This is a genomic window from Roseicella sp. DB1501 (assembly GCF_013112485.1).
Classification (GTDB): Bacteria; Pseudomonadota; Alphaproteobacteria; order Acetobacterales; family Acetobacteraceae; genus Paracraurococcus.
The window spans coordinates 93,545-116,868 of record NZ_JABFHG010000006.1 but is presented as its reverse complement, the minus strand read 5'-3'; the positions used below and the strand labels follow the sequence as shown (position 1 = coordinate 116,868).

General features: G+C 73.2%; 23 protein-coding genes. 7 read left to right on the top strand and 16 right to left on the bottom strand.

Annotated elements, in window-relative coordinates; all coding sequences use genetic code 11:
* Positions 1–69: 69 nt before the first annotated feature.
* Positions 70–1,587: a PLP-dependent aminotransferase family protein gene (locus HJG45_RS13325; protein ID WP_171612613.1), complete on the bottom strand. Its 1,518-nt coding sequence runs from the start codon at positions 1,585–1,587 to the stop codon at positions 70–72.
* Between the two features lie 107 nt (positions 1,588–1,694).
* On the opposite strand from HJG45_RS13325, the gene HJG45_RS13320 reads away from it, so the two are divergent.
* From HJG45_RS13320 to HJG45_RS13310, 3 genes are all read left to right on the top strand, one after another.
* Positions 1,695–2,420 (top strand): pyridoxamine 5'-phosphate oxidase family protein, encoded by a 726-nt coding sequence (locus HJG45_RS13320; protein WP_171612612.1) that lies wholly within the window; start codon positions 1,695–1,697, stop codon positions 2,418–2,420.
* The gene (locus HJG45_RS13315; protein WP_171612611.1) at positions 2,410–3,813 is read left to right on the top strand and encodes an amidase family protein; all 1,404 of its coding nucleotides are present in this window, start codon (positions 2,410–2,412) and stop codon (positions 3,811–3,813) included. Before HJG45_RS13320 ends, HJG45_RS13315 begins: the two co-directional genes overlap by 11 nt.
* Positions 3,814–3,923: 110 nt before the next feature.
* On the top strand, positions 3,924–4,145 hold the full coding sequence (locus HJG45_RS13310; protein ID WP_171612610.1) for a hypothetical protein: 222 nt from the start codon (positions 3,924–3,926) through the stop codon (positions 4,143–4,145).
* A 43-nt stretch (positions 4,146–4,188) separates the two neighbouring features.
* On the opposite strand, the gene HJG45_RS13305 is transcribed toward HJG45_RS13310, so the two are convergent.
* Both HJG45_RS13305 and HJG45_RS13300 read right to left on the bottom strand, forming a co-directional pair.
* Positions 4,189–5,049, bottom strand: coding sequence for a TIGR01459 family HAD-type hydrolase (locus HJG45_RS13305; RefSeq protein WP_171612609.1), 861 nt, complete (start codon positions 5,047–5,049; stop codon positions 4,189–4,191).
* 158 nt (positions 5,050–5,207) lie between these two features.
* Positions 5,208–6,263 (bottom strand): quinone-dependent dihydroorotate dehydrogenase, encoded by a 1,056-nt coding sequence (locus HJG45_RS13300; RefSeq protein ID WP_171612608.1) that lies wholly within the window; start codon positions 6,261–6,263, stop codon positions 5,208–5,210.
* A 140-nt stretch (positions 6,264–6,403) separates the two neighbouring features.
* Between HJG45_RS13300 and HJG45_RS13295 the strand changes: the two genes are divergently transcribed.
* Together HJG45_RS13295 and HJG45_RS13290 are read left to right on the top strand one after the other, a co-directional pair.
* Positions 6,404–7,297 (top strand): DMT family transporter, encoded by an 894-nt coding sequence (locus HJG45_RS13295; RefSeq protein ID WP_368040581.1) that lies wholly within the window; start codon positions 6,404–6,406, stop codon positions 7,295–7,297.
* Between the two features lie 110 nt (positions 7,298–7,407).
* On the top strand, positions 7,408–9,672 hold the full coding sequence (locus tag HJG45_RS13290; protein ID WP_171612607.1) for a bifunctional diguanylate cyclase/phosphodiesterase: 2,265 nt from the start codon (positions 7,408–7,410) through the stop codon (positions 9,670–9,672).
* Between the two features lie 52 nt (positions 9,673–9,724).
* On the opposite strand, the gene HJG45_RS13285 is transcribed toward HJG45_RS13290, so the two are convergent.
* The 3 genes from HJG45_RS13285 to HJG45_RS28775 all read right to left on the bottom strand — a co-directional run bounded on the left by HJG45_RS13285 (position 9,725) and on the right by HJG45_RS28775 (position 11,066).
* Positions 9,725–10,078, bottom strand: coding sequence for a DUF952 domain-containing protein (locus HJG45_RS13285; RefSeq protein WP_171612606.1), 354 nt, complete (start codon positions 10,076–10,078; stop codon positions 9,725–9,727).
* A 185-nt stretch (positions 10,079–10,263) separates the two neighbouring features.
* Entirely contained in the window at positions 10,264–10,737 is a 474-nt protein-coding gene (locus tag HJG45_RS28780; RefSeq protein ID WP_368040580.1) for a cell wall hydrolase, read from the bottom strand.
* Positions 10,734–11,066 carry a hypothetical protein gene (locus tag HJG45_RS28775; RefSeq protein WP_254452539.1) on the bottom strand — a complete coding sequence of 111 codons (333 nt, stop codon included), beginning with the start codon at positions 11,064–11,066 and terminating at the stop codon, positions 10,734–10,736. The genes HJG45_RS28780 and HJG45_RS28775 overlap by 4 nt, the downstream gene beginning before the upstream one ends.
* Before the next feature lie 70 nt (positions 11,067–11,136).
* Between HJG45_RS28775 and HJG45_RS13275 the strand changes: the two genes are divergently transcribed.
* Complete coding sequence (locus tag HJG45_RS13275) at positions 11,137–11,361, top strand: hypothetical protein (protein ID WP_254452538.1); 225 nt, start codon at positions 11,137–11,139, stop codon at positions 11,359–11,361.
* 13 nt (positions 11,362–11,374) lie between these two features.
* Here HJG45_RS13275 and terL read toward each other — a convergent pair whose 3' ends face one another.
* The 10 genes from terL to HJG45_RS13225 all read right to left on the bottom strand — a co-directional run bounded on the left by terL (position 11,375) and on the right by HJG45_RS13225 (position 22,064).
* Positions 11,375–12,817 carry a phage terminase large subunit gene (terL, locus tag HJG45_RS13270; RefSeq protein WP_171612604.1) on the bottom strand — a complete coding sequence of 481 codons (1,443 nt, stop codon included), beginning with the start codon at positions 12,815–12,817 and terminating at the stop codon, positions 11,375–11,377.
* Positions 12,792–13,112, bottom strand: coding sequence for a hypothetical protein (locus HJG45_RS13265; RefSeq protein ID WP_171612603.1), 321 nt, complete (start codon positions 13,110–13,112; stop codon positions 12,792–12,794). Before HJG45_RS13265 ends, terL begins: the two co-directional genes overlap by 26 nt.
* Before the next feature lie 5 nt (positions 13,113–13,117).
* Entirely contained in the window at positions 13,118–15,442 is a 2,325-nt protein-coding gene (locus HJG45_RS13260; RefSeq protein ID WP_171612602.1) for a hydrolase, read from the bottom strand.
* A 155-nt stretch (positions 15,443–15,597) separates the two neighbouring features.
* Entirely contained in the window at positions 15,598–16,038 is a 441-nt protein-coding gene (locus HJG45_RS13255; protein ID WP_171612601.1) for a hypothetical protein, read from the bottom strand.
* A complete protein-coding gene (locus HJG45_RS13250) occupies positions 16,038–17,918 on the bottom strand; it encodes a hypothetical protein (RefSeq protein ID WP_171612600.1) in 1,881 nt (626 codons plus the stop codon). The genes HJG45_RS13255 and HJG45_RS13250 overlap by 1 nt, the downstream gene beginning before the upstream one ends.
* Before the next feature lie 3 nt (positions 17,919–17,921).
* Positions 17,922–18,491, bottom strand: coding sequence for a hypothetical protein (locus HJG45_RS13245; protein ID WP_171612599.1), 570 nt, complete (start codon positions 18,489–18,491; stop codon positions 17,922–17,924).
* 71 nt (positions 18,492–18,562) lie between these two features.
* The gene (locus tag HJG45_RS13240) at positions 18,563–19,396 is read right to left on the bottom strand and encodes a phage capsid protein (RefSeq protein ID WP_171612598.1); all 834 of its coding nucleotides are present in this window, start codon (positions 19,394–19,396) and stop codon (positions 18,563–18,565) included.
* 258 nt (positions 19,397–19,654) lie between these two features.
* Complete coding sequence (locus tag HJG45_RS13235) at positions 19,655–20,404, bottom strand: capsid assembly protein (RefSeq protein ID WP_171612597.1); 750 nt, start codon at positions 20,402–20,404, stop codon at positions 19,655–19,657.
* A gap of 5 nt (positions 20,405–20,409) precedes the next feature.
* Positions 20,410–21,837 (bottom strand): portal protein, encoded by a 1,428-nt coding sequence (locus tag HJG45_RS13230; protein WP_254452499.1) that lies wholly within the window; start codon positions 21,835–21,837, stop codon positions 20,410–20,412.
* Positions 21,838–21,842: 5 nt separating this feature from the next.
* A complete protein-coding gene (locus tag HJG45_RS13225; protein ID WP_171612595.1) occupies positions 21,843–22,064 on the bottom strand; it encodes a hypothetical protein in 222 nt (73 codons plus the stop codon).
* Positions 22,065–22,301: 237 nt separating this feature from the next.
* On the opposite strand from HJG45_RS13225, the gene HJG45_RS13220 reads away from it, so the two are divergent.
* Positions 22,302–23,264, top strand: a complete 963-nt coding sequence (locus tag HJG45_RS13220) for an IS1595 family transposase (protein ID WP_171612594.1) — start codon at positions 22,302–22,304, stop codon at positions 23,262–23,264.
* The last annotated feature ends 60 nt before the right edge of the window (positions 23,265–23,324 follow it).

The window sequence follows — 23,324 nt, the reverse complement described above, 5'->3', positions numbered from 1 at the left end:
GCCACCTCCGGTGGCTTGGCTGCGCCGCACCAGCGGCGGCGCCCGTTCGGGCGCTCAGCCGGCTGCGGGTCAGGATCTGTGCAAGCCGGTACGATCCCCGAAGGCCGCCGCCAGGCCGCGCGCCGCCCGCCGCAGCGCCGCCGGCTCATAGCCGGAGAAGCCGAGCATCAGCGCCCGCAGCGGCGGCGCGGCGAGGTACATCGGCCCGACCGGCCGCGCCACCACGCCGCGCCGCGCCGCGGCGGCGGCCACCGCGACATCGTCATCCTCGCCGCCGAGCCGCGCCAGCAGCTTCAGCCCCTGCTCCGGCGGCTCGACGGCGATGCGGCCGGGCAGCGCCTCGCGCAGCGCCGCCACCAGAACGTCCCGCGCCGTGCGGTATTGCAGCCGCATGCGGCGGAGATGCTGGGCGAAATGCCCCTCGGCGAGGAAATCCGTCACCACCCCCTCGGCCGGCGCCGGCGGGTGCCAGTCGCTGCGCAGCCGCGCCGCCTGCACCGGGCCGAGCAGGGCCGGCGGCAGCACCGCATAGCCGAGCCTGAGGCCAGGGAAGAGCACCTTGCTGAAGGTGCCGACATAGATCACCCGCCCCGCCTCATCGATGCCCTGCAGCGAGGCGAGGGGGCGGCCGGCATAGCGGAACTCGCTGTCGTAATCGTCCTCGATCAGCCAAGCCTCCGCGCGGCGGGCCCAGGCCAGCAGCTCCAGCCGCCGCGCCATGGAGAGCACGACGCCGAGCGGATACTGTGCCGAGGGGGTGACATAGGCGAGCCGCGCCGCCGGCGCCGCGGCGATGCCGGCGGCGACATCGAGTCCCTGCGTATCCACCGGCACCGGCACCAGCCGCGCCCCGGCCGCGGCGAGGGCGCCGCGCAGCGCCGGGTAGCAGGGATCCTCCACCCAGACCGGGTCGCCGGGCGCGAGCAGCACGCGCAGCACCAGGTCGATCGCCTGCTGCGCCCCGGCCGTCACCATCACCTGGTCCGGGTCGCAGCGCACGGCGCGGGCGGCGCGGAGGTAGCGGGCGATGGCCTCGCGCAGCGCCCGGCTGCCGCGCGGGTCGCCATAGCCGAACATCGCCGGGTCCGGGGCGGCGAGGCGGCGGATGGAGAGGGCGCGCCAGACCCGCTGCGAGCGGCCGTCCCAGCCGGTGCGACCGGTGTTGAAGGGCAGGGCGGCGAGCGCCTCGGGCACGCCGCCCTCCGCCAGCGCCTCGGCCGCCGACAGGACCTTCGACGGGGCCGCTGAAGGGACCGGCGCCGCGGGAGGCGGGACCGTCGCGGAGGCGTCATCGCGGCGCCGGGGCAGCAGTTCCGGCGCCTCCGGCAGGTCGCGCGAGACGAAGCTGCCGGCGCCGACCCGCCCCTCGATGAAGCCCTCGGCGAGGAGCTGGTCATAGGCCGCGACCACGGTGTTGCGGGCGAGGCCGAGTTGCGCCGCCAGCGCCCGCGTCGCCGGCAGCCGCGCCCCGGGCGGCAGGCGTCCGGCCAGGATGGCGCCGCGCAGGGCGAGGTAGAGCTGCCGCAGCACCGGCACGGCGCTGCCCCGCTCGGGGGCCGGCAGGATCAGGCCGGTATCGTGGGACATCGTGTTTCCCGCGGATTGGACCACTGCATTCGATGTCGATTGGCCCTCGCGCCGGTCCAATCCTGGCGCTTGAATGGTCCCGACGCAACCCGCTCCAGGTCAGCCAGATGCCAGATACCGTGAGCCCGCCCGAGGCCTATCCCGTCACCGAGCGCAACAAGGTCCGCCGCCTGCACGAGCGGGGGCGCTACGACCATGACTCGGTGCATGCCATCCTCGACGCGGCGATGATCTGCCACATCGCCTACATCATCGACGGCCAGCCCTACTGCACCCCGACCGCCTTCTGGCGCGAGGACGAGCATCTCTACTGGCACGGCTCCTCGGCCAGCCGGATGCTGCGCAAGCAGAAGGCCGGCATCCCGGTCTGCCTGACAGTGACGCATCTCGACAGCCTCGTGCTCGCCCGCTGCGGCTTCAACCATTCGGTCGACTACCGCTCGGCCATGTGCTTCGGCGACGCCTATTTCGTCGAGGATCCGGCGGAGAAGGCGCGCGCCCTCGACGTCATGATCAACCGCTTCTACCCCGACCGCGCGACGACGCTGCGGCCGAGCTCGGTGCAGGAGCTGAAGGCCACCACCGTCATCGGCATGCGGATCGAGCAGGCCTCGGGCAAGATCCGCAGCAAGGGCGTGGCCGACGAGGAGGAGGACTACGCCCTGCCGATCTATGCCGCGCGCTTCCCGGTGCGGCAGGTGATCGGCGCCGCCGAGCCCTGCCCGCGCATGCCCGAAGGCGTCGCCTACCCGGAGGGCCTGGCCGGCTTCACCGAGGGGCGGCGGCTGGACGAGATCATGACCGAGGGCCAGCATAGGCTCTATGGCGACTGATCTTGCGACCGCCTCGGCGGTCGATCTGGCGGCGATGGTGCGCGGGAAGCGCGCCTCGCCGGTCGAGGTGACGGAAGCGGTGCTGGCGCGCATCGCGGCCTGCGAGCCGCGGTTGAACGCTTTCGTCGCGCTGGATGCCGAAGGCGCCCGCGCCGCGGCGCGGGCGGCCGAGGCGCAGCTCGCGCGCGGCGAGGCGGTTGGCTTGCTGCACGGCGTGCCGGTGACGATCAAGGACATCCAGGCGGTCGAGGGACTGCCGACGCGGCGCGGCTCCCGCCTCACCGATGCGACGCCGGCCACGGCCGATGCGCCGCTGGTCGCCCGGCTGCGCGCCGCCGGCGCCATCGTGCTTGGCAAGACCACCTCGACCGAGAATGGCTGGACCGCCGTCAGCCACAATCCGCTGACCGGCGCGACGCACAATCCCTGGCAGCATGGCATGACCTCGGGCGGCTCCTCCTCCGGCGCCGCGGCGCTGGCCGGGGCGGGCTGCGGCCCGCTGCATCTCGGCACCGACGGCGCCGGCTCCATCCGCCTGCCGGCGCATTTCTGCGGCGCGGTCGGCTTCAAGCCCAGCTATGGCCGCGTGCCCTATGCGCCGGTGCCGAACAACGGCGCCCTCTCGCATGCCGGGCCGATCACCCGCAGCGTCGCCGATGCGGCGCTGATGTTCTCGGTCATGGCCGGGCCGCATCCGCTGGACCACACCACGCTCGGCGAGCGCTTCGCGCCGGAGGTGCCGCCGGGCGGGCTGCACGGGCTGCGCATCGCCTACAGCCCGGATCTCGGCCATGCCCGCGTCGATCCCGAGGTGGCGGCGCTGGTCGCCGCGGCGGTGAAGGTCCTGGAGAGCGCCGGCGCGCGGGTGGAGCAGGTGACGCCGCCCTGGGGCCCCGAGGGCCCGGCGCTGGAGCGCGACATTTGGGGCACCGCCATGCGCCCCTTCCTGCCGAAGGACGCGGCGGAGCGGGAGGCGACCGATCCTGGCCTCGTCGCCTGCACCGAGGCCTATCGCGATTTCACCTTCATGCAGGGCCATGCCGCGCAGGGCCGGCGCTTCGCCTATGCGGCGGCGGTGAATTCCTGGTTCGAGGCGGCCGGCTTCGACCTGCTGGCGACGCCCGCCGCCTCGGTCGCCGCCTTCCCGGTCGGCCTGCAGCGGCCGCCGCACTGGGAGCCGCATCCCTGGGACTGGCTGGTCTGGGCGGAGTTCTCCTACCCGTTCAACCTCTCGCACGGGCCGGCGATCTCGCTGCCCTGCGGCCGCACCGAGGCCGGGCTGCCGATCGGCCTGCAACTCGCCGGGCCGCGGCTGGCCGATAGCCTGGTGCTGCGCGCCGCCGCCGGCTTCCTGGAGGCGCAGCCTTTCCGGCCGGATCACGCGACGCCCTGAGGCGCGGCCCGCCGTCGCTCCCATCGAGTTGAGGCATGTAACGTCCCAGATACAGTCTTGGGCTGCTAGACAACGCGCCACTGCAACCCAGAACGGGGAACGTCCGGCGAATGTCGAAGCGCCTCATGTCTCATATCGGCCAGTATATCTGGCCCTGGACCATTGCGATGGCCGTCATCGGTGGCCTTTCCATCTTCGGGCGCGAGGAGCTCGGCGCCGGGTATCACCTGGGCGACATCGCCGCGGTTGCCTTCATGATCTCCGCGGCCTGCCTGATCGTCATCAGCCAGCGCGGCACGCCGCGGCCGGACGAGACCGAGCCCGCCGCCTGATGCCGGCGGCCGTCGGTGGGAGCCCCTCGACGGCCGACTTGCCCTACCAGCGCAGCGCGCGGATCGCCGCGATCGGGTCGACGCCCTCGCGCAGCGCCACCTGGCGCAGCGTCTCCGCCGTCGGGCTGTCGCCGAGCGCGTGCTGGGCGAGGCCGGTCAGCGCCCAGAGCGCATCCAGCCCCGCCGCCTGCGCCCCGGCGAGATCGGTATGCGGCGTGTCGCCGATGGCGACCACGCGGCGCCGGTCGGCGATGCCGAGACGCTCGAGCACCGGGTCGTAGACCGCCGGGTCGGGCTTGCCGACCTCGAAGATGTCGCCGCAGATCGGCTTGTAGAGATCGGCCAGCGCCCCGGCGCAGATCAGCCGCTCCGTGCCCACCATCACATGCCGGTCCGGATTGACGCAGAGCATCGGCAGCCGGTGCCGCGCCGCCGCCTCGAGCGCCGGCAGGTAGGCGCTGGCATCCTGCGAGCCGCGCTCCGGATCGGGGCCGGTGTTCAGCAGGAAATCGGCCGATGCCGGGTCCGCCACCAGCTCGGCCACCCCGTCCTCCACCACCGAGAGGTCGCGCTCGGGGCCGATATGGACGGCGCGCGGGCCGAGCCGGGCGAACCAGGGATGGTCGCGCCGCTTCAGCATCCGCCAGGCGATCTCGCCCGAGGAGATGATGCCGTCATACAACGCCCGGTCGAGCCCCATGCGGTCCAGCATGCCGGCGATGAACCAGGACCGGCGCGGCGCATTGGTCAGGAAGACGATGCGCTTGCCCGCGCGCTTGAGTTCGCCGAGCGCTTCTGGCACCCCCGGATAGGGCCGCTTGCCGTCATGCACGACGCCCCAGAGATCCAGCACGTAGCCGTCGTAGCGATCGGCGAGGGAGGCGATGCCGTCGAGAATCTGCATCGGGACATCCTGTCGAGGAGGTGAGGCGGGCGCCGCCCGCTGAAACCATCGCTACCCGGTGCCCTTCCGAGGCTTTGCCTCGGAAGGCCGTGACGTCTTTTGGGCAGGAGGGGACTCCATGGGGCCCCGCGAAGACGCGCAGCGGCTTCATGGGGACATCAGGCATCCCGGCCGACCGCCTCGCCGACCTGCGCGAAGCCGTCGCGCGCCAGCAGCGCCGCCAGCTCGCGCTTGATCCGCGGCAGCAGCGCCGGCCCGGCCAGGGCGAAGCCGGTATAGAGCTGCACCAGCGCCGCGCCGGCGCGGATCTTCGCATAGGCCTCGGCACCCGAGGCGATGCCGCCGACGCCGATCAGGGCGAGGCCGGTGCCGCGGGCGGCGCGGTGGCAGGCGCGCAGCATCTCCGTCGAGCGGGCGAAGAGCGGCGCGCCGGAGAGGCCCCCCGCCTCGCCCTTGAACGCTGAGCGCAGGCTGTCGGGCCGCGCGATGGTGGTGTTGGAGACGATCAGCCCCGCGACGCCGCGCGCGGCGCAGGCGGCGACGATCGGCGGCAGCGCCGCCTCGGCCAGGTCGGGCGCGATCTTCACCAGCAGGGGCGGGTCGCCCGGCCGCCGCACCGCGGCGATGGCGTCGAGGATCTCCGCCAGCCGCTCCTCGCCCTGCAGGTCCCGCAGGCCGGGCGTGTTGGGCGAGGAGACGTTGACCGTGACGTAATCGGTCAGCGGCGCGAGGGCGGCATAGAGCGCCGGATAGTCGCGCCGCGGCTCGGCGCCCTCCTTGTTGACGCCGATATTGCCGCCGAGCACCGCGGGCAGCGGCCGCGCCAGCACGGCGAGGCGGGCGCGATACGCCTCGATCCCGGCATTGTTGAAGCCCATGCGGTTGATGACCGCCCGGTCCTCCTCCAGCCGGAACAGCCGCGGCCGCGGATTGCCCGGCTGCGGCCGCGGCGTGACGGTGCCCGCCTCGACGAAGCCGAAGCCGAGGCGCATCAGCGGCAGCACCGCCTCGGCATTCTTGTCGAAGCCGGCGGCGAGGCCGATCGGGTTGCGGAAGCGCAGCCCGAAGGCCTCGGTGGCGAGGCGCGGATCATCCGCCGCGGCATCCCGCCCGGCGAGGCCGGCGCCGAGGGCGCGCAGCGCCAGGCCATGCGCCGTCTCGGCATCGAGGCGCCGCAGCAGCGGCAGCAGGGCGGAAGCGAGGCGCGGGGTCATCGCCGGGGTGAATGCCCGAGCCGTGCCGCCAAGGGAAGCCCGCGCCGGCGCCAGGCGGGAGGGCGGGCGGTTGACCATCGGCCTGCCGGCGCCGAGAAGCGATGCGGGAACGGGGAAGGGCATGCCGTGAAGGGGCGGCTGTGAAGGGGCCGGCGCTGCTGCTGGCCGGCATCGTGCTGTTCAGCCTGCTGGATGCGAACAGCAAGTTGCTCTCCGGCCAGTACGGCGTCGGGCAGGTGATCTTTCTGCGCCACGCCGTGCTGGTCCCGGCCTTCCTGCTGGCCCGCGCCCTCTGGCCCGGCTTCGGCGGCCCGCTCCGCACGCGCCGGCCGGGCCTGCATGCGGTGCGGGTGGCGGCGATGCTGCTCTCGGCCGCCAGCTTCTTCCTCGCCTTCCGGCAATTGCCGCTGGCCGTGGGCTACCTGGTCTTCTTCACCGCGCCGCTCCTCACCCTGGCCCTGGCGGCGCTGCTGCTGCGCGAGCCGGTGCCGCGGCGCGCCTGGGCCTGGTGCGGCCTGGGCTTCGCCGGGGTGCTGCTCGCCATCGCGCCGCGCCTCGCCGGGACGGAGGCGGCGCCGCTCGCCGGCTATCTGGCGGTCGGCATCGGCACCCTGGCCTTCGCCGTCACCCAGACGGTGAACCGGCGGCTGCGGGACGAGCCTGGGCTGGCGGGCGTGCTGCTCTGGCCGGGCCTCGCCGGGCTGGCGCTGTTCGGGGCGCTGGCGGCGCGGGACTGGGTGGCGCCCTCGGCGGCCGATTGGCTGCGGCTCGGCCTCAACGGGGTGATCGCCGGCGGCGCCGTGGTGCTGACCGCCGCCGCCTATCGCCATGCCGATGCGGCCCGGCTCGGCCCCTATGGCTTCGTCGCGCTGCCGGTCTCGGTGGCGCTCGACCTTGCCGTCTGGGGGCTCTGGCCGGATCCGGCGATGCTGGCCGGCGGGGCGGTCGTGGTCTTCGCCTGCGTGATGAGCGAGCGGGCACGCCAGGCCGGGCTGGCGCGGCGGGCCGGCGCGCCGCTGGCGACGCCGCCCTGAGGCGCAGCCATTCGCTAACCTCCCGGGCCTGGCAAGGGTGTCCCACCTATGACCGGCCCCCATTCAGATTCGATTGCATTACATATCCCATCAGTGATTAATGCCCTGCCATGCGTCGACCCCCCGGACCTGGCCTGACGCTCTCCCGCGGCCGGGCCGCCGACCCATCCCCGGAGGGCGGCAGCGCGCCGCAAGCGCCTGCCGCCGCAGCGGCGGGCACGGTCCCGCCCGGCTCGGCGCTGCCCGCGGCGCTGCTCGCGGCGATCGAGGCCAGCGGCCTGCCCTGCCCCGGCGAGGCCTGCGACCTGCTGCGCTGGCGCGAGCGGGTGCTGATCGAGGCGCTCGGCATCGCGGTCTGCACCGTCGATGCCGACGGCCGCCTCACCTTCTACAACGCCGCCGCGGCCGGGCTCTGGGGATGGTCGCCGCCGCTGCTGGAGCGGCACTGGTGCGGCGCCTGGCGGCTCCTCGCCCCGGACGGCATGCCCCTGCCGCCGGAGCAGTCGGCGGCGGCGCTCTGCCTCCGTGGCCAACCGCCGCCGCCCGGCGCCTGGGCCTATGCCGAGCGCCCGGATGGCAGCCGGATTCCCTTCGCCGCCTTCCCGAGCCTGCTGCGCGACCTGGCGGGGCAGGTGGTGGGGGCGGTGACCGTCATGGTCGACCTCTCCGGCCTGCATGCCGCGGAGGCGGCGCGCGCCACGGTGGAGGCGCAGTTCCGCGCGGCGCAGGACGCCTCGCCGGACGGGTTCATGGTGTTGCGTCCCGATGGGGCCAGGGGAGAGGCCGAGGGAGAAGCCGGGGGAGAGGCCGGGGCGAAGCCTGGCTTCACCATCGACTACCTGAACCCGGCGGCGGCGGCGCTCTTCGCGGCGCGGCGTGACGCGATCCAGGGAGGGCCGCTGGAGCGGCTGCTGGCCCCGCATCCGCGCGGCGAGGCGCTGATCCGGGCCTTCGCCGATGTCCTCGCCCGTGGCGAGGCGCTGCGCGCCGAGGAATGCCATAGGCGCGGCCGCGACATGGTCTGGCTGCGCATCCACGCCACCCGGCTCGGCGATGGCCTGGCCGTCGCCTTCGAGGACATCACCGAGCGACGCGAGGCCGAGGCGCGCATCCGCTTCCTGGCGCTGCACGACCCGCTGACCGGCCTGCCGAACCGCGCCGCCTTCCAGGACCGGCTGCTGCAGGCGGGCCGGGGGGAGGCGCCGGTGGCGGTGCTGGCCCTCGACCTCGATGGCTTCCGCGGCGTCAACGATGCGCTCGGCCACGCGGTCGGCGACCTGCTGCTGCGCGAGGCGGCGGCGCGGATCACCCGCTGCCTCGACCCGGTCGACATGGCGGCGCGCCTGGATGGGGATGAGTTCGCCCTGCTGCTGACCGGCGAGGCGGTGCAGGCGCGGGCGATGGCGCTGGCCCGGCGGATCCGCGCGGCGCTGACTGCGCCCTTCGCCCTCGGCGAGTATCGTGCCAGCATCGGGGTGACGATCGGCATCGCCCTCGGCGAGGGGCCGGCGCCGCAGACCGAGGCGCTGCTGCGCCATGCCGATCTGGCGCTGTTCCGCGCCCGGGCGGAGGAGCGCGGCGGCATCCGCTGCTTCACCCCGCCGATGGCGACGGAGCGGGAGAACCGCCTGCTGTTGCAGGCCGATCTGCGCGAGGCGCTGAGCGGCGACGGGGTGGCGGTGGCCTACCAGCCGATCATCGACCTGCGGAGCAACCGGGCGACCGGTTTCGAGGCGCTGCTGCGCTGGAACCACCCCTATCGCGGTCCCATCCCGCCGGCCGAATTCGTGCCGGTGGCCGAGGAATCCGGGCTGATCCTGCCGCTCGGCGAATGGGTGCTGCGGCGCGCCTGCGCCGATGCGGCGACCTGGCCGGCGGGGATGAAGGTGGCGGTCAACCTCTCGCCGGTGCAGGTGATCGGCGGCGAGGTGCCGCGTCTCGTGCGCGAGGCCCTGGCCGCGGCCGGGCTGCCGCCCGAGCGGCTGGAGCTCGAGATCACGGAATCCGTGCTGCTGCAGCACAGCGAGACGGTGCTGGCGACGCTGCGCGAGCTGCGGGCCATGGGCGTGCGGCTGGCGCTCGACGATTTCGGCACCGGCTATGCGTCCTTGACCTATCTGCGCGTCTTCCGCTTCGACAAGATCAAGATCGACCAGTCCTTCGTGCGGGATGCGGTGCGGCGGCCGGATTGCCTGGCGATCGTCCGCTCGGTGGCGGGCCTCGCGGCCGAGCTCGGCATGACCGCGACCGCAGAGGGCGTGGAAGGCGCCGAGCATCTGGCCATGGTGCGCGGCGCCGGCTGCGCCGAGGCGCAGGGCTACCATCTCGGCCGGCCGGCGCGACTCTCGGAGCTCGGGCGCTTCCTCTACGGCTGAGGGCGCCCCGCCCGCCGGCGACGCGGCGGCCCGCGCCCGGCGCGGGGATGGGTCAGGGAATGTCCGGCGGGAAGCGGTGCAGCCCGTCCGGGCCGAGCGACAGCGGCGTCACGCCGCGCACCGCGGCGAGGGGCAGCGCGGCGTGGAGATGCGGGAAGAGACCCGGCCGGCCGCTCCGCGCCGGCTCCCAGGCCAGGGCCGCGCCGAGCGCCGCCGCCTCGACCGCGACCAGCAGCAGCCCCGCCTCGCCGGCGCGATGCTTCGCCGCGCTGGCGCGGAGCTGCGCCGCGGTCGAGAAATGCAGGAAGCCGTCGCGGCGGTCGTCGACGCTGCCGCGATAGGCGCCGAGGCGCTCCGCCTCGCGCCAGTCGGCCTCCCGGACCATGGTGTAGATGATGCTCTCCATGCCCAGGATGTAGCGCGGCCGGGCCTGATCCTCGACTCTCGCGCTGGGCTCACGAGGTTCCGAGCCGCGGCCCGCGGGCCGACCGCCCGGATGGGCGCCGCCGCGAGTGCGGCGAAGCCAAGCGAACCGGAGGTTCGCGCCCGGGGCCTGAGGGGCACGAAGGTGGAACCTTCGTGCGCTGGGCATCAGGCGGCGCGGGCGGGCGCCGTGGCGGTGGCGAGGCGATAGAAGACCAGCCCGCCGATCTCGGCCACCGGCACCTGGCCGAGCGCCCAGCCCGGCAGCACCTCCGCCGCGTGCCAGTGCGTCGCGCCGCCGGTCGGGTCGGGCAGGGCTCCGGCCGCGGCCCGCGCCGCGATGCGGCGGCAGATGGCGAGCGCCGGGTCCTGCCGGTCCGCCGCCTCCAGCAGCGCCGCCCAGCGCGGCTGCCGCGGCATCCAGCAGCCGAAGAGGAAGGGCGCCCGCAGCGCCCGGGCCAGCAGCGCCGGCCAGGCGAGGCCGGGCGCCGCGCCGGGGGCGAAGCGCTCCCGCTCCGTTGGCCCGGCCATGGCGAGCCGCGCCCGGTTCACCACCAGCGCGGCCAGCGCCTCGATCGCCCGCACCGGCCGATGGCCGGCCTCGGCGCGGAGGGTGAGGGCGAGGAGCTCCGGCGCCGTCACGACACGTCCTCCCCGACCACGCCGCGCGAGCGCCCGGCCGGGGCGCTGCAGCGCTTCACTTCCTCCAGCTTCTCCTCGATGCGGAGCAGGTGCTGCGACAGCCGCCGGTCGACGTCGCGGATGAGCGAGAGCGGCACATAGGCGCGCGCCACCTCGAGCTTGAAGGCCGCGAGGTCGTCGCGGGTGCGGGTGACGACGTCGCTCTCCCGCTGGTCGCCGCGCTCGATGCGGTCCTGCAGGTCGCGGCGCAGGCCGTGGAGCATGGTGAAGAGGGCGACGACGATGGGCGCCTCCACGGCGGTGATCCACCAGGTCGGCTCGATCTGCATGGCGGCTCTCCTTGAAGCATGGGGCCGTCGCGGCCACCCTGCGGCGGACGCGACGGGATTGACGAACTCCGTGACACAGTGGAACGAGCCCTATCTCGAGACCTGCTGCCGCTCCGCCCTGCACCGGCTGACGCTGGTGGGGGGGCATGGCCGCCCGGACGGGCTGAAGGACGGCCCGTGCCTCGCGCGGCTGCGCGGGATGGGCCTGGCCCGGCAGCGCGAGGACGGGCGCTACGAGGCGACGGCGGAGGGGCTCGCGCGGCATGCGCGCGAGGTGCTGAAGCGGCGCGCCTGAGGGCGGTGTGGCCTCAACCGCCGCGCCAGGACGGGCCGCGCGCCGCCGGCGTGACCTGCGGCAGCCGCACCGGCTCGGTCAGCAGGCAGCCCGCGACCGCATCCAGCGCATCGTCGCGCGCCGCCGCGGCATCCGGGCGCCAGGCCGCCATCTCCGCCGGAAAGGGCGTGCGGAAGACGGCCTCATGCGCATGCAGCCGCCGCCCGGCGAGGGCCGGGTCGAAGGCCGCGAGGATGCGCTCCGCCTTAGCGCGGCGGCTGTTGTGCTCGATGACGGCGCAGGGCGCTCCGGCGCGGGCCAGCTCGCGCCGCAGCAGCGACGGCAGGAAGCGGCCGAGGCCATTGGTCTCGACCCGCACCGCCGGCAGCAGCAGCTCGCGCGCGATGCCCGCGACGGCGCGGCATTGCTGCGTCGCCGCGTCGAGCGGACCGTCCGGGTCGTGCGTGATGTAGGCGAGGCGGTGCAGGTAGTGGTTCGCCTCGCCATCGACATAGGTGGCGGCGAGGACGCTGGCATCGCCCTGGCCTGGCTTCCCATAGGCCGGGTCCCAGAAGGCGCCGCCCGAGAGCAGCCGCCGGCCGAGCAGCGAGAGCTGCGCCCGGCCCCCGGCCTCGCGGTAATCCGGCTCCTCCGCGTAGCGGATGATCAGCGCCGGATCGAGCCGCAGCGCCGCTTCCGCCACCGGCTGCAGCAGCATCTGCCGGGCGAAGGCGAGCGGCCCGACCCGGCTGCGCAGCGCCGCGATCCCCTCCGGCGTGAAGCGCTCCGGCCAGGCGCTGCGGCCGGCGCCGTCGAGCAGCGGCAGCGTCATCCTCCGGTAGCCGCGCAGGAAGGCGCCCTCCGTCGTCGGCGGCGCGTAGATCGTCTCGGCGCAATGCGGTGTGCCGACGAAGAGCAGCGTGCCGCCGGGCACCAGGATGAACTCGCATTCCGCCAGCCGCGTGCGCAGCTCCTCCCGCTTCGCGGGCGTGTCGCAATTGCCGGCGACCTCGACATCGTCGCAGATGATCAGCTCCGCCCGGGTGCCGGTGATGTTGCCGCCGAGCCCCTGCGCCAGCATCGAGGGATCGCGCAGCACCGCCTGCCGGGCGACGGTGAAGCGGTCCATCGCCCAGTCGCCCGGCCCGGCGGGCAGCAGCGGCCGGCAGAGCGGGTGGCGTTCCAGGATGCGGCGCACCTGGGCGACCATCTTCACCGCCAGCGACTGGTCGGCGGCGAGCACCAGGATGCGGGTGTCCGGCGCGCAGAGCAGCCGCCAGGCGCAGAACAGCCCTACCAGGGTGGACTTGCCGCAGCCACGGAAGGCCATCAGCACCAGCCGCTGGTCGCCGGCATCGCGCCGCGCCTGCATCCAGTGCGCGATGCGGCGATGCGGCAGCGGCGTCGGCTGCGACTGGAGGATATTCCAGATCAGGACGAATTCGAGGAAGTCAGGCGTCTCCCCCCGCGTCGTCATCGGCCTCCTCCATCGCGTCCTGTGGGGTGGCGGCGAGCTGCCGGCGGGCCTCGGCCAGGATGCTGCCCAGCGCGTCCTGCTGCGCCGTGTCGCCCTCGCCCTCGGTGAGCTTCTCGAGATGGTCGAGATGCGCGAGCGCCGAGCGGGCCGCGGCATGGCGGGCGGCGAAGGCCTTGCTGTCGCCGCGCTCGGCCTCGGGCATCGGCCGGCCGAGGAAGTCGACATAGCTGTCGAGGACGAGCCGCGCCACGGCGGCGACGTCGATCTCGACCGGCAGCCTGCGCTTCAGGGCCATGGCCGTCAGAGCCTCGGCTTGACGGCGCGCAAGAAGAGCGTGCCGGTCGTGCTGGCCGTGGGGATCGGGGTCGAGGCGTGCCGGTTGGTCACGCGCGCGGCGACCGATCCCTGCGCGCCGGTCTGGGCCACCGCCGCCGTCCATTCGAGATAGGCAGAGGCCTGGCCGCCGAAGCTCGCCTGGACGTAATCGCCCGACTGCACATTGAGCAGCGGCACCGGCTGGAAGGTCGAGGCGTTGCCGGCAAGGCTCGGCAGCGTATAGGCCAGCGAGGCGGTGAGCTCCCGCGTGCCCCAGGCCCGGCCGGCGCCGGCCAGCACCTGCGGCGCCTCCGTCGCCGGCGCGAAGAGCCGGAGCGACTTCAGCAGCGCATTGGCATTGCCGCCGCGCACGCCGATCACCGCGAAGGCGGCGTTCGGCGCCAGCGTCACCCGTTGCAGACGGTTCAGCGCCAGGCCGCCGACCAGGCTGTCGAGATCGGCATTGCCCTCCCACCAGTAGGAGGGCGCGCCCTGCCAGACGGCGTTCATGTTCGACCACAGCACCGGCGCGCTGCCGTCCATCACCGCCTCGGCGGCGGTGAACTGCATCGCCATGGGCCGCAATCCGCTGCCCTCGGCGGCGAGGAAGAACTCCTTGCAGGTGCTGCAGTCGACGACGAAGGCGAGCGCCCGGCTGGTCGGCAGCGTCACCGTCTCGGCGTTCAGGCCGAAGGAGTCGAGGCCGGCGAAGCAGAAGCCGTTCAGCGTCGAGGGCGGGCCGGAGGGATTGCCGGAGAGCGCCGCCATCCCCTCGAAGCCGATTGCGCTCGCATCCCAGCGGAAGGCGCGGGCGCGGACATTGCCGGCCTCGGCCACCAGCCGCGGCGTGCCCTGCGCCGCCGCCGCCTGGTGCAGCGGCAGCACCGTGCCGCCGGCACGGGTGGCGCCGGAATACTGCACCCCGCAGCCGGTGAAGCCGTAGGTCCCGACATAGGCGACGCGGTAGAGCGCATCGCTGAAGCCGCCGGTATGGCGGGCGACATAGGGCGAGCAGGCCTCCATTCGCACGCCCTCGGCGATCAGCCCGCGGCCATCGACCTCGACGAGGAAGGGAATGGCATCCACCGTGCCGGGCGTGCCCTGGCGCTGCAGCTCGAAGCCCGGCCCGAGGAAGAGATGCGCATTGTGCAGCCGGTAGGCGCCGGGCGCTGCCGAGAGCCGGATGCCGAAGCGGCCGATGCCCGGATTGGTCGCCGAGGCGCAGGCGAAATGCCCGCCATGGTGGCGCAGCGAGTTCATCCAACCGTTGGCCGTCAAGGTCCGCAGGTCGAGGCCGATGCGGTTGTCGGCGATGCGGCCGTAATGGATGTCGCTGTCCTCGCAGCCGCGGCCGTCGCCGACGAGCTGCACGCCGATGGTGAAGCGCTCGGCCCGGCGGATCTCGACGCGGCTGGCATCGATGTTGAAGATGCGGATGCCGACATCGGCCTCGTCGATCCAGTCGCTCTGGATGGCGCGCAGCACGCCGAGGCCGAGATAGGCCTTGCGCTGGTTGTTGACGGCGCCGCCATCGCCGAGGGTCAGCGCCGCCTGGCCGGGCGAGCCGGCATAGAGGAGGGTCCCCCGCATGGACAGGCCGGCGGCCGCGCCCGGCAGCAGCAGCGGCATGCTGGTGCGGAACAGCCCCTCGCCGACCTCGAGCACCTTGCCGCTGGCCGCGGCGGCGTACATCGCCGATTGCAGCGCCGGGCCGTCATCCGCCTCGCCGTCGCCGACCGCGCCGAAGTCGCGGGCCGACAGGGTCTCGGCCAGCTTGTCCTCGACCGTGCGCGGCACGCCGCCCGGGAAGGGCACGGTCATCGTGCCCTCGCCGCGATCGACCACCGTGACGGCGCCCGTGCTGTCGAAGCCCAGCAGGCGGTTGGCGCGGGCCTCGCGCAGCGGCAGCACCGTGCCGGTGCCCGGCTCCGAGAGGTCGAGGCGGAGCGCGCCGGAAAGGCCGTCCTTGACCTCCTGCAGCACGGCGACCTGGTAGTCCAGCTCGTCATTCAGGACGCGGGCGCGCAGGATCCCGTTGGCCTGGAAGTCGCTGGTCCGAGCGACGGGGAGGTTGCGGCGGATGGTGACGCGGCGGCCGGCGGCCGGCGGCGTGTCGAAGGCCACGACGCCACCCTCCGACGCCCCGGCACCGGCGACCTGATAGCCGCCCGCGAGCACGAGGCCATCGACCCGGACCTCGATGTCGTCGGCATGGAAGATCGGGAAGGGGTAGGTGAAGCTGGCCTGGTGGCCATCGGCCAGATACTGCACGCGCGGCGAGACGTCGCCGATCCTGATGTGCTCGTCCATCGGGCGAACTGGCTCCTGGAAGGGGGTGTGGGGGGAACCGGTCCCCCCTTCGGCCGTGCCCGCGGCAGGGCGCGGCGGCGGATGACCTTGTGGGGCTGAGCGTGATCGCCTGAGGTGGACCCACCGAAGGCGTGAGTCCGCGACCAAACAACGGGCTAATCGAGCAGGCTCTTCGCCGCGAAGCCGAAGGTGCGGCCGCTCTGCAGCATGGCGTTGAAGGTGCCGTCCGGGTTCAGCAGGCTGACGCGGCCCTGGGCGAGACGCGCGCTCAGCGTGGCGGCATCGGCATTCTGCTCGGCCGCCGCTTCCTGGGCGAGGCCGGCGGTCAGCGCCGCGCCCGAGCCGCCATCCGCGGCGAGGCCCGAGGCTGCCAGCCGCGCCCGCGTGGTGGCTATGGTCTTCGCCAGGGTGAGCTGCCGCGCCTGGGCATCGGCGGATTGCTGCGCCAGCAGCGCCTGCTGCCGCGCCGATTCCTGCTGCTGCGCGATCTGCACCTGCGCCTTGTTGAGCGCGGTCTGCTGCTGCGCCTGCCGGATGTTGCCGTAGACGGAGGCGCCGGTCCCGACCAGGGTGGCGATGGAGGCGAGTGCGGCCATCAGTCCGAGATCCTCGTATCCGTGGTGACGGAGAGCAGCGTCATGGGCAGCGGCGTGTCGTCGGCGATGCGCCAGAGCGGCGCCAGCGCGTCGCGCCGCCAGCCCAGGGCCCGCAGCCGGACATCGCCGGTGAAGCTCGGCGGCGCCGAGCCGAGGGTGGTCGCGTCGAGCCGGCGGAAGGGCACCGGCTGCGGCCCACGGCCGAGATCGACGGCGAGCGCCCGGGTCTCGAGCAACCGGAAGGTCACCGCGACGAGGCGCAGCGGCGCCGCGCCGGTGCCGCCGCCGGCGCTGAGATCGGGCGGCAGCGGTTCGACCACATGCGTGAAGGGCAGGCCGACCTGCACCTCCCGCGCCGGCGGATCGAGCATGACCGCGCCGCCCGTGACGCGCGCCTCGCCACAGGGCGCGCCATCGGCGACGACGCCGACGGTGCGGCCCTCCAGATGGCCGAGGCCGCTCCAGCGGTCCTGCTCGGCCGCGCTGCTGCCGGTGAGCGCGGCATCCAGTGCCAGCGCGTCGTCGAAGCGCTCCAGCCGCTGCGTGCCGGCGCGCTCCACCACCGCCCAGACCGTGCCCTCGATCTCGGCGAGGGAGCGCACGGCGCCGTCCGTCTCCTGCGCGCACCAGGCGGTCACCTGCTCGGCGCGGTAGAGGGTGAGCGTCGCCAGGCCGCCATCGGCCATGGCGACATGCAGCAGTCGGCGGCGCTGGTCATAGGCCATGGCGACCGGGTCCTGCACCAGGTGCTGCGAGACCAGGGCGAGGTCGTTTGCCTGGTAGAGCTGCTGTACATCGGTATAGGTGAACTCGTAGATCCCCTTGCCGCTGCGGGCGGCGAAGAGGGTCGAGCCATCGACATCGACCGGCTGCACCAGCCGCGCCACCGGCGAGCCGACCCGCGTCTGCCGGTCGAGCTGGATGTTGCCGGGCGTCAGCGGCGTGCCGCTGACCATCCACTCGGCGCCCGAGGTGAAGACCTGCAGGTGCTGGCCCGAGAAGACGGCGCGGATGGCGTTCACCTGGTCGGAGACCAGGCCGAACTCGATCGCCTGGTCGTCGAGGCCGGTGCCGAGGTCGAAATTGAACAGGTCGCCGGTCCGCGACAGCCAGAGCCGGTTCGGCAGGTCGCGCGAACCGCCGATCACCAAGCGGTCCTGGTGGAAGCACAGCGTCGCCGGCCAGCCGCGCGCCGGGGAGAAGGCGGCCTCCTCCCAATCGGCCGTGGCATCGGTGCCGGCGAGCGTCTCCTCCACCACCGCGCTCGCCGCGGTGCCGCTCGCCACCGCCGTGACCAGCAGGCGGCAGCCGGCAATGCGCAGGCGCGTGCCGACATGGCCGGGCTGGAAGGCCGCGGCCGAGGCGGTCAGCGTCACCGAACCGGTGGTCGCCGAGGCGGCGAGGGTGATCGCCGGATCGGCGAAGCGGAAGAAGGGCTCGCTCAGGAAACTCCAGGGCGTGACGGTCCAGACCGTGTGGCTGGTCCGGGTGATGCGCTGCGGCACCATCTCCGGATGGCAGAGCAGCAGCGTATCGGCATTCTGCGTGTAGGCGAGCTGCGGCAGCATCGCCGCCGTCCAGGGGCCGGCGACGGTCGCGACCGGCGCATCGCCGATGAAGACCTGCAGCGCCCCCTCGGTCAGCACCAACAGGTAGGTCTGCTCGGTGTTGAACTCGAAGGCGATGAGCCTGGCGGCACCGGGCAGCATCGCCACATGGCGCAGGCCGGGCCGGCGCGTCACGCCGCCGGTCGGCTGGATGAAGACGTTGCGCAGCCGCCGCGCGCCATTGGCATAGGCGCGCAGGTCGGGGCGGCCAAGCAGGGCCGAGGCCAGCTCGCCGGCGGTGAAATTCGTCTTCAGGCTGCGGGCTTGCACCATGGCTCAGCCCCGCACGCTGACCAGCGGGAAGTCCTCGATGGCGCGCGGCGTCGCCTGCTGGCTGTCGGCGCGGCGCGCGGCGCGGAACTCCGCCTCGGCCTGGGAGGCGAGGAGCTGCGCCCGGCTGGTGTTCTCGGTCAGCGGGATGCAGAACTCGGCGGCGAGGCGTGCAACGAGGGCGGCGGCGAAATGCGGCGGGAAGGCGCTCTCCTCGGGGCGGAAGATGTAGGACAGCACCACCTGCTCCGCATTGCAGTGCAGCCGGTTCTCGAGGATGCGATAGGCGAGGCCGCGGCCGCGATTCGGCATGCCGGCGGAAAGCGCGCGCAGGAAGCCGGCGGGCAGTTGGAAGGCGTGCAGGAAATCCGCCTGCGGCTGCGCCGCCAGGCGCGGCAGCGTCTCCTGGCCGGTGGCGAAGCTCCAGGGATGCGCGGCCAGCAGCGCGTCGCGCAGGCCGGGATAGAGGTTGGCCGCGACCTCGGCCTCGGCGGTGCCTTCGTCGAGCGAGGCGATGGGCTGCGCGCCGATCTTCAGCAGCGCGCGCGCGCAGAGCGCGAGGGCGGAGAGGGCCATCGAGAGGAACTCCGGCAGGACGGGAAGCGGGATGGCCCCACCCGCGGCGGGGTGGGGCCGTGCGGCAGGGGCTATTCCTTGCAGCGCATCCGGACGACGCCGGTCTCGTTCACCAGCACCGCGCCCTGGCTCATCATGGTGTTGACGAAATGCGCGGCGCGGTCGCCGTGCCAGGTGATGTCGGTGGTGATCTCCATGCCGGCGGCATGGCCGATCGCCGTCTTGTGGTAGAAGTAGCAGTAGCGCAGCGCGCCATTCTTGCTCAGGCCGCTATGCGGGATCCAGGTGGCGCCGAGCCAGCGCTTCGCCTGCGTGCCCTTCCAGGGCAGGTCGCCATCGCCGACATACTGGGCATTGGCGAATTCCTGGATGGTGAGCAGCTCGCTCCACTGCTTCCAGCCGACCACCGCGTAGCGCTGGCCGTCATCCGGCACGTCGGCATTGCCGAGCATCTGGAAGGCGAGCAGCACCTTGGCCCGGGTCAGGCCATCGGTGTCGGTCTCGCCCGAGCCGGTGCCGATCGCCTCGCGCGTGCTGCTGTCCATCGCCGCGATGATCAGCTCGTCGGTCTTACGGCCGAGCGCGTAGGCGCCGGCATTCGCCGCGACGGCGCGCTCGTCGATATTGGTCTTCAGCTCGTCGAGACGGTCCACCCAGTCGCCCGCATAGTAGTCCTGCAGGAAGCACTCGACCGTGGTGTGGTCGATGTTCATGACCGGGACGACGCCGTTGCGCGCCTTGGCGGCCGCGGTGCCGGTGCCGACCTTGTGGAAGACGGTGGAGGCGCCGCGCACCTCGGTCTTGCTGCGCACGGTCGGGCGCAGCTTGGAGCCCTGGCGCTGATAGGCCTCCTGCACCTCGGCCTCGTACTGCTTGATGAAGGCCTGATCGATGGACGCGGACATGGTGCCGTCCTTCTGTTGGTGGCGGAGTGGAACACGCCGATCCGGTTGGCCGGCGGAGCCGGGCCATCGCGGCGCGCAGGGCCGCGCGCCCGCCGGGGCGGGTTGGGCGCGGCCGTGTCGGGGGAAGGGGCGGGGAGGCGATCGCGGCCCATGGCCGATCGCCTCGCCCGCCCCCGGAGGACGGGGCGAGCCTCCGCGACGGAAGGCTCGAGCCCCGCCTAGTTCATGCCGAGCCGCGCGGAGGCGCGGCGCCCGGTATCACCCCGCATTGCCGACCAGGCGGCGGAAGCCGTCGGTCACGCGCTGGATGAACTGCGGGTCGCGGCTGCGCCAGTAGCGCGGGTCGCGCATCAGGGCGCGCAGCTCGCTCTCGCTCTCGGCGCCGGGCGGGGCGCTCTCGCGGGCGAGGCCGGGCTCCTGCCCGCGCATCATCTGCTCGAGCGCCATCACGCCCTCGGCGGTCGAGGCGAGCGCGGCATAGACGGTCGGCGGCAGCTTCGCCCGGCCCCAGGCCGCGAGCTGGCCGGCGATGCGGCGATAGGCCTCCTCGCCGCCGAAATGCGCGACGAGCGCGGCACGCTGCCGGTCGGCCTCGTATTCCGCCGCCGCCTCGGCGATCAGCGGCAGCAGCTTCTGCGCTGCGAGGTCGTAGACGAGCTGCGCCTGCTCATGGCTGAAATGCGCCGCGTGCAGCTTGCCGTTCACCTCCGGATCGGCGCAGCAGAGGTCGTGCGGCGCCGTGATGCTGTAGTCCTCGGGCGTCTCCGGGATGCCCATGGCCTGGCGGAAGCGCTGCAGTTCCTCCGGCGCGGCGTCCGGGCCCGGCCGGCCGGTGCGCTGCGACATGCGGCGCTCGAGCTCGAGATAGGATTTCAGCAGCGCCTCGGTGCGGAGCGTGCCGCTCGCGGCATCCCAGAATTTCTCCGGCACCTCGGGCGGGCGGGTGGCTGGCGTGGCGGCCTCCGGCGTCGCGGTCTCGGCCGGCGGCTGCAGCAAATCCTCGGGCATGCGGATCACTCCCGGATGGGGGTTGGAAGGGGCGCGGCGCCGGCGGGCACCAGCACCTCGGCCGGCGCGCCCAGTGTCCGCGCCAGCCAGCGCGTCGCCGCCACGGCATCGAGCTGCGCCGCGGCGCTGCCGCCGAGCGCGCCGACCGCCTGCAGGAAGAGCAGCGTGTTCGCCGCATCGGCGCGGCCCTGCAGCCGCGCCAGCGGGCTCTCGTAGCGCAGCGCGACCTCGCGGCCGTCGAGCAGGATCGCCGGGATCTCGCCGCGCCGGCGCAGGATGGCGAGGCAGCGGGTGACGAGCGGCGTCAGCAGCTCCGCCTGCAGCCGGCCATAGGTGGCGCCGAGCAGCCGCGCCGCCTGGGCCGAGCGCTCCAGCACCTCGGTCGCGGTCATCGCCGCGCCCTGCAGCGGGCCGATGCGGTCGGCGAGGAGGGCGCCGCGGATGCGGCTCCGCAGGTCCTGCAACACGAGCTGCGAGACGTCGAAATTGCCGGGCGCCGCGAGCGGCGTGAGGCCGGCGCTGCCCGGCGCCTTCGGGATGATGGCGCCGGGGATAAGCTTCACCGTATCCGGGTTCAGCACGCCGTCATCCTCGGCCTGCCAGATGCCGGTGACGGCGATGGAGGCGTTCTTCAGGACCAGCTCCACCACCTTGTTGGCGGTGCGGATATCCGGCAGCGCCTTCATCACCGGGCTGCGGCCATAGGTCTCGCCCGGCGCCTTCAGCCAGCGGAAGGCGATGGCCGGGCTCTCGGCGAAGCGGCCCTCGGCGAGCGGCAGGGGGCGCGTCGGGTCGGCGAGCAGCGCGGCATAGCGGGCGCCGCCGCGCTCCGGCCAGACCACCTCCAGCACCGGGTGCTGCGTCGGGTCCGCCGCAGCCGCGGCACGCAGCAGCTCCGGCGGCAAGGCCGCATCCGGGAAGCGGGCGTGAAGCGCGGCCGCGGTCAGGCGTGCCTGGCGGTAGACGGTGGAGAGGCGGCCATCCGGCCCCTCCTCCAGCACCGCGGCCCGGGCCGGGACGGCGGTGAAGCGGAAGGCCGAGGCCTCGCCGAGCGGCGCTTCCTCGACCAGCAGCAGCGCGGTGCCGGCGACGACCAGGTCGAGGAAGGCCTGGTGCATCTCGACGGCGAAATTCGAACGGTCGAAATGCCCCTGCAGCACCGTCGCGGCATCCTCGAGCGCCTCGGCCGCCGCGCGGTCCTCGACCGGCTTCGCCGGGGCGAGGCCGAACCAGCGGGACCAGGGCGGCGTCAGCTCGGCCAGCAGCGAGGCGGCGAGCTGCTCGGCGGCATCGGCGGCGGTCGCGTCGAACAGCGCCGGACCGCCGGTCGCGGCCGGCAGGACATGGTCGTAGCAGGCCTGCCAGAGCGGCTCGAGCGGCCGCCGCTGCTCCAGCGCGCGGCCGAAGCGGGCCAGGATGTCGTCGGGCTGCATGCGGCTCATTCCCCGAGCAGGGATTTGCGGGGCAGGCTCGGCAGCGCGTCGAGGACGCCGCGCGCCGAGGTGGCGATGGTGCCCTCGAGGCCGCGGCGGGCGCGGGTCCGGGCAGCGGCGCGCGCCGTATCGCCCTGCTGCTCGGGCGAGGCGGAGGTCGTGACCGCCTCGGTCGCGGGCTGCGTCTGCACGACGACCGGCTTCGGGGCGCTGAACAGGCCACCCATGCGCGTCACCTCGTCAGGTTCGGGAAGCGGCAGCCGATCCGGCCCCGAAAAGCCCGCGGGCCCGCCCCCGGTGAGGGAGGCGGGCCTGCGGCAGGTCGGGGGGGAGGATCGGGAGGATGCCTCAGGGCGCAGTTCGCCCGTTGGCAAGGAGAGATTTACCGATATCGCAACGATCAGTCAAGACATTTTTCCTAATTATCAGGTTGACACCACAAGATCAAGATTTAGAATGAGGGCATGAGCAAGCTCTCCGAGCCGCATTTCCAGAACGCCGAAGCCGCCCGCGAGTGGTTTGAGGCGCAGCGTTGGCCTGAGGGTCGGGTTTGCCCCCGCTGCGGCACGGTCGGGCGCTCCTACGCGACCAAGAAGCCCGGCGTGTACCGCTGCGCCGAGGCGAAGTGCCGGAAGGACTTCACGGTCATGGTCGGCACCGTCATGGAGCGGAGCCATATCCCGTTGCATAAGTGGCTGACCGGCTTCTACCTCATGGCGTCGAGCAAGAAAGGCGTCTCGGCGCACCAGCTCCACCGGACGCTAGAGATTGGCTATGAGGCCGCGTGGTTCATGGCTCATCGCATCCGGGAAGCCATGCGCGAAGGCGGTCTCCTGCCCCCGATGGGTGGCGAGGGCGGGATCGTTGAGGCTGACGAGACTTACTACGGCAAGGTCGAGGTACAGCGCCCGCGCCGCAAGCGCCTCGGCCCGCCAACCAAGGGCGGCAAGTCAGGCCCTGCCGGCAAGCGCGCCATCGTCTCCCTAGTGGAGCGCGGCGGTTCCGTCCGTTCATTCCATGTCGCAGTGGCCGACAAGGCGACCGTGCAGAAGATCGTCACCGAGAATGTGTCGCGCGAAGCCGAATTACATACTGACGAAAGCCGGCTCTATGGCGGCGCTGTCTCGCACGTCGCGTCTCACGAGCGGGTCAAGCACAGCGCGGATGAGTATGTGCGGTACGACCGCCGCCCCGGCGGGACTGTCCGCATCCACACCAACTCAGCCGAGGGCTTCTTCTCGATCTTCAAGCGCGGGATGAAGGGCATCTATCAGCACTGCAAGGAGAAGCACCTGCATCGCTATCTGGCCGAATATGACTTCCGGTACAATCATCGCGTGAAGCTTGGCTTTGATGATCTTGCCCGGACGCGCATGGCCGTGAAGGGTGCGGAAGGCAAGCGGCTGACCTACCGGCAACCTCACTGAGCCAGATTACAGCTTCGCTCTGAAACGCTTCCTGCGATGGCTGCGAAAGTGTCAGAAAAA

Excerpts from the sequence above, each read along its gene's own strand:
- HJG45_RS13320 (WP_171612612.1), top strand. The coding sequence starts at position 1,695 with ATGCCAGATACCGTGAGCCCGCCCGAGGCCTATCCCGTCACCGAGCGC.
- HJG45_RS13315 (WP_171612611.1), top strand. The coding sequence starts at position 2,410 with ATGGCGACTGATCTTGCGACCGCCTCGGCGGTCGATCTGGCGGCGATG.
- HJG45_RS13245 (WP_171612599.1), bottom strand. The coding sequence starts at position 18,491 with ATGGCCCTCTCCGCCCTCGCGCTCTGCGCGCGCGCGCTGCTGAAGATC.
- HJG45_RS13310 (WP_171612610.1), top strand. The coding sequence starts at position 3,924 with ATGTCGAAGCGCCTCATGTCTCATATCGGCCAGTATATCTGGCCCTGG.
- HJG45_RS13265 (WP_171612603.1), bottom strand. The coding sequence starts at position 13,112 with ATGGCCCTGAAGCGCAGGCTGCCGGTCGAGATCGACGTCGCCGCCGTG.
- HJG45_RS13240 (WP_171612598.1), bottom strand. The coding sequence starts at position 19,396 with ATGTCCGCGTCCATCGATCAGGCCTTCATCAAGCAGTACGAGGCCGAG.
- HJG45_RS13250 (WP_171612600.1), bottom strand. The coding sequence starts at position 17,918 with ATGGTGCAAGCCCGCAGCCTGAAGACGAATTTCACCGCCGGCGAGCTG.
- HJG45_RS13325 (WP_171612613.1), bottom strand. The coding sequence starts at position 1,587 with ATGTCCCACGATACCGGCCTGATCCTGCCGGCCCCCGAGCGGGGCAGC.
- HJG45_RS13225 (WP_171612595.1), bottom strand. The coding sequence starts at position 22,064 with ATGGGTGGCCTGTTCAGCGCCCCGAAGCCGGTCGTCGTGCAGACGCAG.
- terL (WP_171612604.1), bottom strand. The coding sequence starts at position 12,817 with ATGACGACGCGGGGGGAGACGCCTGACTTCCTCGAATTCGTCCTGATC.
- HJG45_RS28775 (WP_254452539.1), bottom strand. The coding sequence starts at position 11,066 with ATGCAGATCGAGCCGACCTGGTGGATCACCGCCGTGGAGGCGCCCATC.
- HJG45_RS13285 (WP_171612606.1), bottom strand. The coding sequence starts at position 10,078 with ATGGAGAGCATCATCTACACCATGGTCCGGGAGGCCGACTGGCGCGAG.
- HJG45_RS13290 (WP_171612607.1), top strand. The coding sequence starts at position 7,408 with ATGCGTCGACCCCCCGGACCTGGCCTGACGCTCTCCCGCGGCCGGGCC.
- HJG45_RS13300 (WP_171612608.1), bottom strand. The coding sequence starts at position 6,263 with ATGACCCCGCGCCTCGCTTCCGCCCTGCTGCCGCTGCTGCGGCGCCTC.
- HJG45_RS13230 (WP_254452499.1), bottom strand. The coding sequence starts at position 21,837 with ATGCAGCCCGACGACATCCTGGCCCGCTTCGGCCGCGCGCTGGAGCAG.
- HJG45_RS13220 (WP_171612594.1), top strand. The coding sequence starts at position 22,302 with ATGAGCAAGCTCTCCGAGCCGCATTTCCAGAACGCCGAAGCCGCCCGC.
- HJG45_RS13255 (WP_171612601.1), bottom strand. The coding sequence starts at position 16,038 with ATGGCCGCACTCGCCTCCATCGCCACCCTGGTCGGGACCGGCGCCTCC.
- HJG45_RS13305 (WP_171612609.1), bottom strand. The coding sequence starts at position 5,049 with ATGCAGATTCTCGACGGCATCGCCTCCCTCGCCGATCGCTACGACGGC.
- HJG45_RS13235 (WP_171612597.1), bottom strand. The coding sequence starts at position 20,404 with ATGCCCGAGGATTTGCTGCAGCCGCCGGCCGAGACCGCGACGCCGGAG.
- HJG45_RS13260 (WP_171612602.1), bottom strand. The coding sequence starts at position 15,442 with ATGGACGAGCACATCAGGATCGGCGACGTCTCGCCGCGCGTGCAGTAT.